This window comes from Mycobacterium paraense (assembly GCF_002101815.1).
GTDB classification, from domain to species: Bacteria; Actinomycetota; Actinomycetes; order Mycobacteriales; family Mycobacteriaceae; genus Mycobacterium; species Mycobacterium paraense.
The window spans coordinates 33,164-46,904 of the sequence record NZ_LQPM01000036.1 but is presented as its reverse complement, the minus strand read 5'-3'; the positions used below and the strand labels follow the sequence as shown (position 1 = coordinate 46,904).

At 70.1% G+C, this 13,741-nt stretch carries 12 protein-coding genes; 5 read left to right on the top strand and 7 right to left on the bottom strand.

The genetic code is table 11. The features are described 5' to 3' along the window. Positions 1 to 40: 40 nt before the first annotated feature. Positions 41 to 973 carry a CE1 family esterase gene (locus AWB89_RS23445; RefSeq protein WP_085176896.1) on the bottom strand — a complete coding sequence of 311 codons (933 nt, stop codon included), beginning with the start codon at positions 971 to 973 and terminating at the stop codon, positions 41 to 43. Positions 974 to 1,048: 75 nt separating this feature from the next. Here AWB89_RS23445 and AWB89_RS23440 point away from each other — a divergent pair, with 75 nt between their 5' ends. Next, positions 1,049 to 1,507 carry a MarR family winged helix-turn-helix transcriptional regulator gene (locus AWB89_RS23440; protein WP_085176894.1) on the top strand — a complete coding sequence of 153 codons (459 nt, stop codon included), beginning with the start codon at positions 1,049 to 1,051 and terminating at the stop codon, positions 1,505 to 1,507. A 76-nt stretch (positions 1,508 to 1,583) separates the two neighbouring features. Next, complete coding sequence (locus AWB89_RS23435; RefSeq protein WP_085098088.1) at positions 1,584 to 1,853, top strand: DUF4242 domain-containing protein; 270 nt, start codon at positions 1,584 to 1,586, stop codon at positions 1,851 to 1,853. Between the two features lie 6 nt (positions 1,854 to 1,859). On the opposite strand, the gene AWB89_RS28360 is transcribed toward AWB89_RS23435, so the two are convergent. Further along, entirely contained in the window at positions 1,860 to 4,760 is a 2,901-nt protein-coding gene (locus AWB89_RS28360) for a helix-turn-helix transcriptional regulator (RefSeq protein WP_085176892.1), read from the bottom strand. Between the two features lie 156 nt (positions 4,761 to 4,916). Here AWB89_RS28360 and AWB89_RS23425 point away from each other — a divergent pair, with 156 nt between their 5' ends. Both AWB89_RS23425 and AWB89_RS23420 read left to right on the top strand, forming a co-directional pair. Continuing rightward, positions 4,917 to 6,308: an FAD-binding oxidoreductase gene (locus AWB89_RS23425; RefSeq protein ID WP_085176890.1), complete on the top strand. Its 1,392-nt coding sequence runs from the start codon at positions 4,917 to 4,919 to the stop codon at positions 6,306 to 6,308. 36 nt (positions 6,309 to 6,344) lie between these two features. Then, positions 6,345 to 6,605, top strand: a complete 261-nt coding sequence (locus AWB89_RS23420) for a ribosomal protein L7/L12 (protein WP_085098094.1) — start codon at positions 6,345 to 6,347, stop codon at positions 6,603 to 6,605. A gap of 11 nt (positions 6,606 to 6,616) precedes the next feature. Here the strand turns inward: AWB89_RS23420 and AWB89_RS23415 are convergent, their stop codons facing one another. Next, positions 6,617 to 7,405 carry a PaaX family transcriptional regulator C-terminal domain-containing protein gene (locus AWB89_RS23415; RefSeq protein WP_241519363.1) on the bottom strand — a complete coding sequence of 263 codons (789 nt, stop codon included), beginning with the start codon at positions 7,403 to 7,405 and terminating at the stop codon, positions 6,617 to 6,619. A gap of 85 nt (positions 7,406 to 7,490) precedes the next feature. Here AWB89_RS23415 and AWB89_RS23410 point away from each other — a divergent pair, with 85 nt between their 5' ends. Continuing rightward, positions 7,491 to 8,663: an aromatic ring-hydroxylating oxygenase subunit alpha gene (locus AWB89_RS23410; protein ID WP_174627866.1), complete on the top strand. Its 1,173-nt coding sequence runs from the start codon at positions 7,491 to 7,493 to the stop codon at positions 8,661 to 8,663. Here AWB89_RS23410 and AWB89_RS23405 read toward each other — a convergent pair. The 4 genes from AWB89_RS23405 to AWB89_RS23390 all read right to left on the bottom strand — a co-directional run bounded on the left by AWB89_RS23405 (position 8,650) and on the right by AWB89_RS23390 (position 13,647). Continuing rightward, positions 8,650 to 9,462: a polysaccharide deacetylase family protein gene (locus AWB89_RS23405; protein WP_085177144.1), complete on the bottom strand. Its 813-nt coding sequence runs from the start codon at positions 9,460 to 9,462 to the stop codon at positions 8,650 to 8,652. The two genes, AWB89_RS23410 and AWB89_RS23405, sit on opposite strands and share 14 nt — an antisense overlap. Positions 9,463 to 9,709: 247 nt before the next feature. Beyond that, positions 9,710 to 11,101, bottom strand: coding sequence for an alpha/beta hydrolase (locus AWB89_RS23400; protein WP_142282617.1), 1,392 nt, complete (start codon positions 11,099 to 11,101; stop codon positions 9,710 to 9,712). 81 nt (positions 11,102 to 11,182) lie between these two features. After that, positions 11,183 to 13,438, bottom strand: coding sequence for a heavy metal translocating P-type ATPase (locus AWB89_RS23395; RefSeq protein ID WP_338152784.1), 2,256 nt, complete (start codon positions 13,436 to 13,438; stop codon positions 11,183 to 11,185). Next, a complete protein-coding gene (locus tag AWB89_RS23390; RefSeq protein WP_085098105.1) occupies positions 13,435 to 13,647 on the bottom strand; it encodes a heavy-metal-associated domain-containing protein in 213 nt (70 codons plus the stop codon). The genes AWB89_RS23395 and AWB89_RS23390 overlap by 4 nt, the downstream gene beginning before the upstream one ends. Positions 13,648 to 13,741: the final 94 nt, after the last annotated feature.

The window sequence follows — 13,741 nt, the reverse complement described above, 5'->3', positions numbered from 1 at the left end:
CGACGATCGCGCAAACAACTCGACGTTCGAGGCAGAAAACCTAGTGGCTGAAGAATTGCCAGATGGTGTCGGTGGCGTTGAGCGCCGTGGACGGCTCGGGGACCCCCGCGAGCTCGGCGAGCGGACTGGGTTGGCCGCCGGGCCACTGATGGCCGGCCCCCGCCACCGAGATCAGCTCCACCGTGCGTCCGTCGGGGCACCCGGCCGTCTGGGTCGTCACGCCGCCGGTGCTGATCGAAGTCGGTGGTCCGCAGGCGTCGATGGAGCGCCAGGTGGCGTTGACCGACTCCACCGCGGGACCGTCGACGCGCGGATTCCCGTTGATGGCGAAGGCCTTTCCGGGCCCGCCGTTGTAGGGGACCCGGTCGTCGGCGGTGCCGTGAATCTGCAGCACCGATGTCGGCCGGGCCTTCGAGCAGTCGGTCAGCAGGGTTCCCGCCACGGGGGCGATCCCGGCGAAGGTATCGGTCTGGCACCCCAGCCGGAGGGCCATCATGGCCCCGTTCGACATGCCGGTGGCATAGACGCGCGCGCGATCGATCGGTATCTCCTGCTCGATGGCCCCCACCATCGCGGTGATGAAGCCGACGTCGTCGACGTTGTCGCGCTGCGGCTGCCCGCAACAGGTTCCGGCGTTCCAGGCGCGATTGAGGCCGTCGGGGTACGCGACCAGGAAGTGCCCGTTGTCCGCCTCGGCGTCCCAGTTGTAGGAACGCTCGGCCTGCGCGCCGTTGCCGAAGCCGCCGTGCAGCATCACCACCAGCGGCGCCGCGTCGGGCAATCCCTGCGGGCGGTACAGGTGGAACGTCCTGGCCACCCCGCCCCAGTCGATGGTCTGGGTCGACTGCCCGACCGGAATCGACTGCGAGCCAGGTGATCCCATTGCGTGCCGGCCGCCGACGCAGCCGGCGAGCGCGATGGCCAGCACGGACACGAGACACACGCCGAACGTTCGAGCGCATCGCGATCGCATGAGGCCATCGTGGCATCGATGCGGATATTTGACAAGTAACTTGTCAAACTGGCCCGCAGTGGCACACTCATCTGCATGCGACGTGTTGCCGATGCCGAGTGGAAGCCCACCGTCCCGGCGCTGGTGAATTTGGTGGCCGCCTCCGGGGCGCCGCGGTTGAGAGCGGCCTTCGCCGCGGCCGAGCTCGAGGGAATCCGACCGGCTCAAGCCGTTGCGCTGGTGCCGCTGGCGGCCGGCGGCCTGCACGCCTCCGACCTGGCCGACCGGCTCAGGGTGAGTCGCCAGGCGGTGGCCCAGGGGATAGCCAGCCTGGAGCGGCACGGCTATGTCACGCGGGTGGCCGATCCCGGCGACGCCCGTGCCCGGATCATCGAGCTGACGCCGCGCGGCCGCCAGGCGCTGCGTGTGATGCGTTCCAATGCAGTCGCTTTGGAGAAGCGCTGGGCGGAGGTGCTCGGCCCCCAGCGGTTGGGCGAATTGCGGGAGACCCTGCAGCTGTTGTTGTCCAGCGAGGCGGACACACCGGGCGACTGACGCCGGCGAGAAATTTGCTGGTGCTGAGCCTCACGCGGGGCGTAGGTTCGACCCAAGACAATGACAGGAGTCCGTCGTGCCCATCTTCATGGTCGAGCGCAACTTTGCCGAGGAAATGGAACCCAGCTTCGAGATCGCCGACGGCATCAACCGGATCAACGACCATGAGGGCGTTCGCTGGATGTACTCGTTCCTCTCGGCGGACAAGCGAAAGACGTACTGCCTGTACGAGGCGCCGTCGCCCGAGGCCATCCGAACCGCGGCCGCGCGGGCCGGCCTCCCCGCCGACGTCATCGTCGAGGTGCGTGATCGCGTGATGCCCGACGGGGCGGTCTCCGATATCTGAGGCCGCTCACCCGAGCAGCTCGTGGTCGGCGGCATACATCGCCGCCTGAGTGCGGTTCGCGGCGCCGGTTTTGATCAGGATGTTGCGCACGTGGTTGGCGGCCGTGTTGGTGCTGATGTAGAGGCGCTCGCCGATCGCCCGATTGCTCAACCCCTCGGCGAGCAGCCGCAGCACTTCGACCTCCCGATCGGTCAGGCCGTCCGGCCCCACGGTCAGCAGCGAATCCACCAACTCGACAACCCGGCGCTGGCCGATCTGGGCGGCCAGCACGCGCGCCTCGTCGGCCAGGCGGCGGGCCTCCTCGGTGTGCCCGCGCGCCGCCGCGAACAGCGCTGTGCGGGCCAGCGTCTCGCTGATGTGAACCACCGAGCCCATCCGGCGGTCCATCTCGAGGGCCGCGCCGAAATGCCGCTCGGCCGCGGCGTCGTCGCCGTCGAGGGCCGCGATCCGGGCGAGGTAGCGGTCGGCGCTGCCGAACAGGGCGACGAACTGGCCGGCGACCAGATTCTTGCCGGCATAGCGGGACACGTAGGGGCGCAGCGCGTGCAGCGCTTCGCGGTTACCCAGCTCCAACGCCGCCTCGACCATGAACACCAGCTCCATCGGCCACTGCGCCTCGTTGGTGCGGTCGCCGAGTTTGCGGTTCATCAGATGATTGAGGGCGCGGGTCATGCCCGCTTCGCAGCCGAGCTCGGTGTACAGCGCGAGCAGGCCGGGCACCCAGCGCCCGGCAAAAGTCTCGCTGCCATCGATGAACTCGGCGAACTTCTTCAGGTCGCCGGTTTCGCGTTGGATCATGAACATCTGGACCCCGTGGGAGCCCTTGGTGTCGTCCGCGTCGAACAGATCACCGGTGCGCAAGGCGATGTCGGCCCACCGTTCGGCCCCGGTGAAGTCGCCGCGCAGATAGGCGAGTGCCTGCTCGACACACGCGCCGACGAAGCCGAAGACCGGTTGCCCGATGGCTTCGCCCGCTCGCCGCATGTCGGCGGTCGACGCGGCCAAGTCGTCGGGGCTGCCGGCCAGATAGCTGACCATGGCGCGAAAGTGTGAGGACGCCCCCAGCACCTCGTAGTTGCGGCGCTCCAACGCCATCCGGGACACCTCGGCCGAACGCTCCGCCTGGATGTCGCAGAGTTCCGGGGTGAGGCCGTGCCACAGGCTGGCCTTCAGGGTGTGCATCAACACCGCCGGATCCCCGGCGGCCCGCGCGCGGTCGATGGCGTTGCTGCCGACCTCGCGCGCACGTGCCGCCTCGCCCGCGAATGCCAGCGCTCTGCCGAAGCTGCCGAGCGCCTGGATGTAGCGCAGGTCGTCGGTGGTCAAGCCGCAGGATTCCAGCGCCGCCGCCAGCAGGTCGGCCGCCGTCGAATCGGACTGCCCGCGGCGCCAATTCGCTTCCTCGTAGCCGACGGCCGCCCCCAGGCGGATCAGCGGGTCGTCCATCGCGCTGAGCCGTTCGTAGATCGCCCGCGAGCGGGCGAAGTCCCCGGCCCGCACATGATTTGCGGCCGCGTCGAGGTCCAGCCGCGCCCGATCCGCGCGGTTCAGCTCGGGCAGCGACGCCGCCCGCTCGAACCATCTGGCCGCATCCTCATAGGCCAGGCTCTGCTCGGCCATCCGGGCCGCCTGGTACGCGTAGCGCAGCGCCTGCTCGTGATAGCCCAGCACGTGCGCCCGCAGGTAGTGGTTCGCCAGGCGGGGAACGACCGAGGGATCCCCGCGGCCCTCGAGCGCCTCGGCGGCGCGCGCGTGCATGATCCGCAGCCGCGACGCCGCCATCCCGCCGACCACCGATTCGCGGGTGAGCGCGTGCACGAACGAGAATTCGCCGTCGGAGTCGCGAACCGGCCGGATCAGGCCGACGCCCTCCGCCGAATCGACCGCGGCCAGCGTGGCCGACAGGTCGGCATCGCTGGCGGCGATGAGCGCGGGCAGATCGAACGTCTCGCCCAGCACGGCCGCCTGCTCGATCACCCCGCGGACGCCCGCGCCGAGTCCGCTCAGGCGGCGGGCGATCGCGTCGCCGATCGACGCCGGCACGGTGTGCTGGGCGCTCAGCGTGGCCAGCCCGCCCCGGCCCTCCAAATCGTTGACCAGTTCGGTCAGGAAGAACGGGTTGCCGCCGGTCTTGTCGCGCAGCAGGGCGGCGGCCGTGCGCGCCGACGAGGGGGCCAGTTGCTGGGTTCGGCTGACGAATTCGGCGATCGCCTCGGTGTCCAGCCCGGCGAGGTCCAGGCGCCGGACGCCGTCGAAGCGGTGCAGTTCGGCCAGCCGGGTCGTCAACTCGTCGGAGCGGTCGGGTTCGGTGGTGCGGAACGTGGACACGACCAGCAACCGGACGTCGGCGCAGCCGATCAGCACGCGTTCGAGCATCGCGAGGGTCGGCAGCTGAGCCCAGTGCAGGTCGTCGAGGATCAGCGCGACCGGGCGGTCGACGGCCAGGCGGCGCAGGAAGCCGGTCATCGCGTCGAAGAGCGCCTGCCGGGGTGAGCCGACCTCCATCGCCGGCCCGGCCTCGGGCAGGTGCCGGTCCACCTGGGCCGACATTCGCCGCAACTGCGGGCCCGCGTCGCCGAGCAGGTCCGCCAGCGAACCGGGTGGGACGGCCGACAGCAGCCGGTCGAGCGCCTCGGCGAACGGTGCGTACGGGACGTCCTCGTCGGCCGTCGAGCGGCCGACCAACACCGCGACGTCGTGACCGGCCAGCGTTCCGGCCACCTCGGCGGCCAGGCGCGTCTTGCCGGCCCCGGGTTCACCGCCGATGAACACCGCCTGGCGATCGCCGCCCTCGACGCGCTCCCAGGCCCGTTCGAAGGCCGCGAGTTCCGCGTCGCGACCCACCAGCGGGCCGCGACGGCGTGCCACCAGTTCTGCCGGAAGCGGTGGCGGCACCCACTGCGCCATGCAAACAAAGTAACCGCGCCGATGTCGGTCGGTCGATAGTCAGATGTGACTATCGTGGAGTGCCTCGGAAATGCTCCGTTGTGGTCATGACGCGCGGCCCGCTCCTCTCGTAGCGTCGCTTCATCAGGACCCGCGAGCAAACAAGGAGATGCGGCCATGAGCACGACCACCGCAACCGACGAACTGCGCGGCCGATTCGGGGCGGAGGTCATCCTCCCCGATGACCCCGGCTACGACGAGGCCCGGGCGCTGCACAACGCCATGATCGACAAGCGCCCGGCGGTGATCGTGCGGTGCGCGTGCGCCGCCGATGTCGCGGGCGCCCTCGAGTTCGCCCGCGCGTCGCGCCTCGAGGTCGCCGTCCGCGGCGGCGGTCACAACGGTCCCGGTTTCGGTTGCGTCGACGGCGGCCTCGTCATCGATCTCGCGCCGATGCACCGCGTCGAGGTCGACGCCGACCGGCGCATCGTCCGCGTGCAGGGCGGGGCCACATGGGCACACGTGGACGGCGCGACCCACGCGCACGGCCTGGCCACCCCGTCCGGCATCATCTCGAGCACCGGCGTCGGCGGCCTGACCCTGGGCGGCGGCCACGGCTACCTGACCCGCAAGTACGGGCTGACCATCGACAACCTGCTGCAGGCCGAGGTCGTCCTCGCCGACGGCCGCGTGGTGACCGCGTCCGAATCGGAGCACCCCGACCTGTTCTGGGCGTTGCGCGGGGGCGGCGGAAACTTCGGCGTGGTCACCTCGTTCACGTTCCGGCTGCATCCGGTGCACACCGTCGTCTGCGGCCCGACGGCCTGGCCGGCGTCGGCCACCGCCGACATCCTGCGGTGGTACCGCGACTTCCTGCCCGCCCAGGACGAGGACCTCTACGGTTTCTTCGCGGCCATGACCGTCCCGCCGGCGCCGCCGTTCCCCGAGGCGTTCCACCTCCAGAAGGCCTGCGCGGTGGTCTGGTGCTACAGCGGCGATCCCGCCCGGGCCGACGAAGTCTTCGCGCCGATCCGGCAGATGCAGCCGGCCTTCGAGGGCCTGGTCGCGGCCCCGTACCCGGCGCTGCAGTCCACCTTTGATGCGCTGTATCCCAAAGGCCTGCAATGGTATTGGCGCGGCGACTTCATCCGCTCGGTGCCCGACGCCGCGGTGGAAGCCCACGCCCGCTTCACCGCGGAACTGCCCACGATGCACTCCACGATGCACCTCTACCCGATCGACGGCGCAGTCCACCGGGTCGGCCAGACCGACACCGCGTGGGCCTACCGCGACGTGACCTACTCACAGGTCATCGCGGGGGTCGATCCCGACCCGGCCAACGCGACGGTGTTGAAGCGGTGGACGGCCGACTACTGGAACGCCATCCACCCGCACTCGGCCGGCGGCGCCTACGTCAACTTCATGATGGACGAAGGGCAAGACCGGGTCCGGGCGACGTACGGCCCGAATTACCAGCGGCTCAGCGAGATCAAGGCGCAATACGACCCGGGCAACGTGTTCCACATCAACCAGAACATCGTGCCGGCCGGATCGCCGGACGCCGCATAGGCGGTCCGACAGCCCGCCGTCGCGCATAATCGTTGCGTGATAGAAGATGCCCACCTGTACCGGCGGATCGCACTGCTCGAACACCAGGTGCGCCTGCTCTCCGAGCGGCTCGGGGTGCCGTGCCCGACGTTCGGCAGCGACGTCGGCGCGACGGCGTCGGGCGTGCTCGAGGGCGGAGTGCCGTCGGAAGTCGTCGCGCTGGCCCGCTCCGGCAACGCCATCGCCGCGATCAAGCTGTTCCGCGAGCTGACCGGCGCCGGGCTGCGGGAGGCCAAAGAGGTCGTCGATTCGCTGTAAGGCGAGCGACGCTACGGCCGCCGGAACGCGCCGTTCATGCGATGTTTGAAGGCCCGATCGAACCGGTGATAAGTGCCGCGCAGCCGCTGCGCCGGCCAGTCATCGCCGGTGAGCTCGGCGGGCAGCAGCGGGTCGAGCTGCAGATGCCGGACCACCGCGATCGAGAGCGCGAACTCGTAGGTGAAGCTTTCGGTCGAATCGTCGCGCTTGGCGGTGTCGAGCGCGGAGTCCATGGCGTCGGCGAGCAGCGCGGCGTCCCGCGCCCACTCGTCCAGGGAGAACAGCGATCGCACTTTGTCGGCGCCGATGTCCGTGGCGGCGCCGTGAAAGTGCGTGCACTGTCGGTCGACAACGGCCCGGAGCGTCGGAAACCGTTGCGGGTCAAGGTTGTCCGGTCTGATCCACACGCCTTCGCGAAGCTCGGCCAGGTGTAGCGCCGTAGCGGCCTTCCTCAACTCGAGGCGATCGGCCGCCGATCGGCGCTCCAGCGCGACGATCGCCAGTTCCCAGGTGCCGTCCCAGCGGCGCGCGGCGACGTCGTCGATCCGGGACGCCTCGTCGACGCGCTCTCGGCGCTCCGACAATCGCCCCGCGAGCGCGTAACTGCCGCCGTCGGCGACCAGTTCGCCGTTGGACACCATCCGCCACAGGCACGTGCGGGCCGCGCCGGCGCTGATGCCGAACAGCGAGGCCACCGCGACCAGTTCGGCCACCGTCAGGCGGCCCCGGTCGGATCCGAGCAAGGCCGACGCCAGCACCGAGCGCGCGCTGAGGGACCGGCCGTCGATCAGGTCGCTCACTCGCGACCGGGGCAGGGTACGCACGGAACGCAACGATATCACCAAATCATTGACACGTGACAAGCACAGTGTGATACTGGCTCGCATGAGCCTGCCGACGAAGTCGGTGCTCGCCGACGATGTGCAGATCGTGCGGCGCGTCCTCGCCCACATCGACGCCGGTACCACCGACGAGGGTGCGCCCTGGCGCGAGCCGGTCGAAAACTATGTGAGCGCAGGCCGATTCGCCGATGAACTCCGGCTGCTTCGGGCGATGCCGAGCGTCTTCGTCCCCTCGGCCGCGATCCCCGCCCCGGGGGACCACGTCGAGCGGGTCGCGTTCGGCGTGCCGCTCTTCGCGGTGCGCGGACACGATCGGCGGGCGCGGGTGTTCCGCAACGCCTGCCGGCATCGCGGTTTCGCCCTGGTCGAAAAACCCGGCTGCGCGCACGCTTTGGTGTGCCGCTACCACGGCTGGACGTACCGCCTGGACGGTTCGCTCTCCCATGTGCCCCACGCCGACGCGTTCCCGGGCCTGGACGCGTCGACCCGCGGTTTGGTCGAGGTCGAAAGCCACGAGGTGGACGGGCTCATCGTCATCGGCGCGCTCGACGCGCCGGGCCTCGACGACGATTCGATGGCCGCGCTGACCGACGGGAGCCCATGGCGCGATAAATTGCTGCCGGCGCAGCGCCTCGTGAATACGGATTCGACTGTGCGGGCCATGAACTGGAAGGTGCTCGTCGAACAATTCCTGGAGGGCTATCACCTCCGCTCGACGCACCGAGACACCTTCTACCCGGTGCAATACGACGACCTCAATGTCGTGGAGACGTTCGGCCCGAACAGCCGACTCACGTTCCCGTACCGCAATATTGAGCGGCTTCGGGACCGCCCGGAGTCGACCTGGAACGTCGACGCGCGGATCACCTACGTCTATCACTTGTTCCCCAACGTCATGGTGGCGACATTCCCCGACGTGGTTTCCGTGGTCGTGATCGACCCGGTGGACGTCGAGCACACCACGGTGAGCACCTATTCGATGGTGAAACCCGAAGTAGCCGAGCGCGCGCCCCACGACCCGTCCATGCGATTGGTGGGCGCCGGCAGCTTCATCGAGCGGGGCCTCGCCGAGGACAACGAGATGTCGGCGGGCGTGCAACGCGGACTACATTCGGGTGCAAACGAATTCGTGGAGTTCGGCCGGCACGAGAGCGCGATCGGACATTTCCACGCCACCCTCGGCGAGCGCCTGGCACGGAGCGCTACGGCGTTTTGAGGAAGATGTCGTTCAGGGTGGCGGTGCGCAGGTTGCGGTCGCGGATGATCTCAACGAGTTCCGGGTAGACGTGGGTGACCGGCAGGTGGTTGAGGTGGCCGATCACGATGGACTGCGGGGTGAAGTACTGATCGGCCATCTTCACGATGTAGTCCTCGGTGATCAGCGTGGAGTCCGACAGCGAACCCGACCATAGGGTCGGGACGGTGTAGCCGAGGTCGGCGGCCACCGCGTCGACGGCGGCGTTGCGCTTCGCGTACGGCGGCCGCCAGTACGGCTTCGCGCCGATGCCGTACGTCTTTTTCAGGAATTCGTCGTTGCGGGTGATCTGCTGGGCGATCTGGTCTTTGGGCAGGGTGGTCAAGTCGGGGTGCGACCAGGTGTGGTTGCCGAGCTGGATCTGCCCGGAATCGACCAGCGGTCGGAGCATCTGCAGGTTCTCGGTCCAGGATTTGTAGACCCCGTTGACGAAGAACGTCAGCCGCACACCGGTGTCCTTGGCGAACTGCGTGTAGGCGCGCACCACCTCGCTGTTGACGCCGTCGTCGACGGTCAGCGCCAGCAAGTCGCCGTCGCCGGGAATCTTGGTCAGCGCGCCGCCACCGGGCAGCGGAATGCGTGCGCTCAGCGGAGGTGGCGGTAGCAGCGCCGCCGGCGCGGTCGGACCCGAGGTTGCTGCCATGTTCGCCGGGGGCGCCTGGGCGAAGGTCCGCGGTTGCGGGTCGACCACCAGACGAGCCGCCCCCACGCCGGCGACGGTGGCCGCGGCCAGCGCCCCGAGGAAACGGCGCCGGTTCAGCTCCGGCGCGCCGAGGCCACGATCCGACGTCCCGCGGAAGGCGGTGATGGCGAAGGCGCGGTTCCTGGCAGGTCTTTTGCGGTGCGATGTCGGCACACGCGACCCGGTACCCCGGACGCCCTCGCTGCCAAACTCCGCCGCCACAGCAGCGAACGGTACCAGTGCCGCTTCGAAGACGCCGGGTTCGTTACAGGAGGGTCAGCTGTGAATTCAGCCTCGAAAAGGTAACGGTCTTGCGTAGCTGTGATCAATGCGGAGCCCCGCCGCCGCGCTGCGGCAACGGGACTTGCTCGACGCCCGGGGTGCCCAGCGTCCCCGCCAGCCAGGGCAGCGACGCGGCGAACGCCTGCGCCGCGAAGGGCCAGTCGTGCCTGCCGGGTTGGGTGACCACCGCGCAGTCGATGCCATTGGCCGTCGCGAGGGTGCACAGCGAGTTGGCCGCGGCGTCCTGGCCCTCCGGATTGGCGACCGGGTCGGCGCTGGGAACGGCGAGGTCGGGGCCGGCTTCCTGGGCGACGGTGCGCTGGCCGGAAGCCGCGGGCACGTCGAACCACCCCGACAGCCCGGTGTAGCGACCGTGGCGGGCGATGACGGTGGCCGGGTCGAAAGCCGCCCAGGCGTCGCTGTTGCCGCCGAACAGCCGGGCGACGGTTTGGTCCTTCGTGCCGATGCTGGGGCCGCGGTCGCCGGCGATGTCGACGAAGGCGCTGAACAGCTCCGGATGCATGACGGCCAGGTCGACGGCGCAGGTGCCGCCCATCGACCAGCCGGCGACGCCCCAGTTGGCCCGGTCGGCGCTGACGCCGAAGTTCGACACCACGAATGGCACGACATCCTTTGTCAGGTGATCGGCGGCGTTACCGCGGCTGCCGTTGACGCACTCGGTGTCGTTGTCGAACGAACCGGTGGGATCGACGAACACCAGCACCGGGGCAAAGCCGTGATGGGCGGCCGCGAAGTCGTCGATCGCGGTGAACGCGCCCCCGGGGCGCAGCCAGTCGGCGGGGGTGTTGAACGCGGAGCTGATCATCATGACCGTCGGCAGCCGCGGCGGCGGGTTGCTGTTGAACCACGCCGGGGGCAGATACACCAGCTCCTGACGATGCGGGAAGTGCGAGGCGTCGGCGCTGATCGTCACGGGCACCACGACGCCCTTGGCCGGCTTGGTCCCCTCGAGCTGCATCGCGGTGACCCGCAGCCGATCGATCTGATCGGGCAGGGGCTTCGACGTCAGCTGATCCCACGCGGCCGCCACGGTCGGGAAATAGCCGACCCATCCGTTCAGGGCCAGGGCCGCGCACAGCGCGCACAGCGGAACCGAAACCACCGCCAGCGCGCGCCGCCACCAGCGGCCACCCGGCCAGCCCAGCAGGAGCACCGCCGCCGCGAGCCCGCTCAGCGCTATCCACAGCCACAGCGCCACCGGGGCCGGTTCCCCGGCCACGCCGATCGACGTGATGTACCAGTACGACAGGGCCGTGACCGCAGCCGCGGTTCCCAGCGCCACCAGGAGCGGCCAGCCGCGCCACCGCCGCCTGCGCCACCCGATCGCACCCAGGATCGCAAGCAGCGCCAGCGCTTGCACCGCCACCGGCAGCCAGCCGTGCAGCAGGGACCACTGTTCGACGAAGTGGGGCAACGGTCGTGACCTTCGCTCAATCCGATCGTTCTGCGAATCGCCCGCCGGCCGTGGCTTTCCGTACGCGGCGGGCCCGATCAACTATCCCACAGGTTCGTCACGCATGGTGCTCGCGAAGGACCGCAGCCGCAGGCTGTTGCCGACGACGAACACGCTGGAAAGCGCCATCGCGGCGCCCGCCAGCATCGGGTTGAGCAGGCCGAGGGCGGCCAACGGGATGGCGGCGATGTTGTAGCCGAAGGCCCAGAACAGGTTCGTCTTGATCGTGCGCAGCGTCCGCCGGGAGAGGCGGATGGCGTCGACGGCGGCGCGCAGGTCGCCGCGCATCAGGGTCAGGTCGGCGGCTTCGATCGCCACGTCGGTGCCCGTCCCCATCGCGAGCCCCAGATCGGCCGCCGCCAGGGCCGCGGCGTCGTTGACGCCGTCGCCGACCATCGCGACGACCCGGCCTTCGGCTTGCAAACGCTGGACGGCGGCGACCTTGTCGGCCGGCAGCACCTCGGCGACGACCTGCGCGATGCCGACCTCGTCGGCGATGCGCCGGGCGACGGTCTCGTTGTCACCGGTCAGCAGCACCGGCGTCAGTCCCAGGCGTCGAAGCTGCCGGATCGCCTGGGCGCTGGTGGGCTTGACGGTGTCGGCCACCACCAGAATCCCCCGCGCGCGACCGTCCCACCCGACCGCGACGGCGGTCTTGCCGTCGCGCTCGGCGCGGGTTTTGGCCGCCGACAATTCAGCGTCGAGGTGCTGGCCCCGATCGGCCAGCAGGCTCTCCCGCCCGACGGCGACCAAGCGCCCGTCGACCACCGCGTGCACGCCCTGGCCTCCGACGTTTGCGAAATCCCGGGCGGCGGGCAGGTTGCCGAGTTCCGCCTTGGCGGCCCGCGCGATCGCCTGTGCGACGGGATGCTCGGAGGCGTCCTCCACGGCCCCGGCATAGCGCAGCAGCGTTTCGCGGTCGGTGTGCGGGCCGGCGATCACGTCGACGAGGGCCATCTTGCCGGTGGTGACGGTGCCGGTTTTGTCGAGGACGACGGTGTCGACCTGGCGCGTCGACTCCAGCACCTCGGGTCCCTTGATGAGGACCCCGAGCTGGGCCGCGCGACCGCTGCCGACCAACAAGGCGGTCGGCGTCGCCAGTCCGAGCGCGCACGGGCACGCGATGATCAGCACCGCTACCGCGGCCGTCAGCGCGGCGGCGAGGGAAGCGCCGGTCGCGAGCCATATCGCGAGGGTGGCCGCGGCCAGCACGATGACGACGGGCACGAATACCCCGGCGATGCGGTCGGCGAGCCGTTGCACCTGTGCCCGGCCCGACTGCGCCGCCTCGACGAGCCTGGCCATCTGCGCCAGCTGGGTGTCATCGCCGACGCGGGTGGCGCGCACGACCAGTCGGCCGCCGGCGTTCACGGTTGCGCCGGTGACGGGATCGCCGGCACCGACCTCGACGGGCACCGACTCACCGGTCAGCATCGAGGCGTCCACCGCCGAGGATCCCGAGACCACGGTCCCGTCGGTGGCGATCTTTTCCCCAGGGCGCACCACGAACTCGTCGCCGATCCCGAGCCGGTCGACGGGGACGCGCGTCTCGGTGCCGTCCCGCAGCACCGCGACGTCCTTGGCGCCGAGTTGAAGCAGCGCACGCAACGCGGCGCCGGCGCGCCGCTTCGAGCGCTTCTCGAAGTAGCGGCCGGCCAGGACGAACATCGTCACGCCCGCGGCCACCTCGAAATAGAGGTGGCCCGCCCCGCCTCCGCGCGTGGCGGTCAGCTCGAAGCCGTGGCGCAGGCCCGCCCGGCCGGCCGTCCCGAAAAGCAGGGCGTACAGCGACCAGAGGTAGGCCGACAGCGTCCCCACCGAGACCAGCGTGTCCATGGTGGCGGCACCGTGTTTGAGGTTTGCCCACGCCGCGGCGTGGAACGGGCGGCCGGCCCACACGATCACCGGTGTGGCCAGGACCAGCGACGCCCACTGCCAGTGGCGGAATTGCAGCGCGGGGACCATCGCCATGGCGATCACCGGAACGGCGAGCACGATCGCGGCGACGAGCCGGGCGCGCAGGGTCGCCAGGTCGGCGGCCTCAGCCGTCTCGGGCGGCGGTTCCCGTCGCGGCAGCGCGGCGGTGTAGCCGGCCTTCTCGACCTCGGCGATCAGCGCCCGCGGGTCATATCCGGCCGGGACGGTGACGGCGGCCGTCTCGGTCGCGTAGTTCACCTGCGCGTCGACGCCGTCGAGCTTGTTCAGCTTCTTCTCGATGCGCAGGGCGCACGACGCGCACGTCATCCCCGCGATTTCCAGCTCGACGCTGGTCCCTGCGGTCGGTGGTCCGGCCCTCACGCGACCAGGACCGCTTCGTAACCGGCTTCGTCGACGGCGCCGAGCACCGCCTCCGCGTCGATGGGAACGGAACTGGCCACCACGAGCCTGCCCGTGCGGGCGTCGACGTCCACGCCATCGACGCCCGGGATCTGGCCGACCTCGGCTCGGACGGCGGCCTCGCAGTGCCCGCAGGTCATCCCGGTCACCCGGTACTCGCTGGTCGCCATGCCGCTCCTCTCCGCTGATACCCCCTGGGGGTACGCCAATACCCAACGTTTCCGTCCCTTGGGTATTCCCGGATCGGCGGGCTGAACGCAGGCA

What these genes read in the sequence shown, in the direction of transcription:
- AWB89_RS23445 (WP_085176896.1), bottom strand. Translation starts at nt 973, where the DNA reads ATGCGATCGCGATGCGCTCGAACGTTCGGCGTGTGTCTCGTGTCCGTG.
- AWB89_RS23440 (WP_085176894.1), top strand. Translation starts at nt 1,049, where the DNA reads ATGCGACGTGTTGCCGATGCCGAGTGGAAGCCCACCGTCCCGGCGCTG.
- AWB89_RS28360 (WP_085176892.1), bottom strand. Translation starts at nt 4,760, where the DNA reads ATGGCGCAGTGGGTGCCGCCACCGCTTCCGGCAGAACTGGTGGCACGC.
- AWB89_RS23425 (WP_085176890.1), top strand. Translation starts at nt 4,917, where the DNA reads ATGAGCACGACCACCGCAACCGACGAACTGCGCGGCCGATTCGGGGCG.
- AWB89_RS23410 (WP_174627866.1), top strand. Translation starts at nt 7,491, where the DNA reads ATGAGCCTGCCGACGAAGTCGGTGCTCGCCGACGATGTGCAGATCGTG.
- AWB89_RS23390 (WP_085098105.1), bottom strand. Translation starts at nt 13,647, where the DNA reads ATGGCGACCAGCGAGTACCGGGTGACCGGGATGACCTGCGGGCACTGC.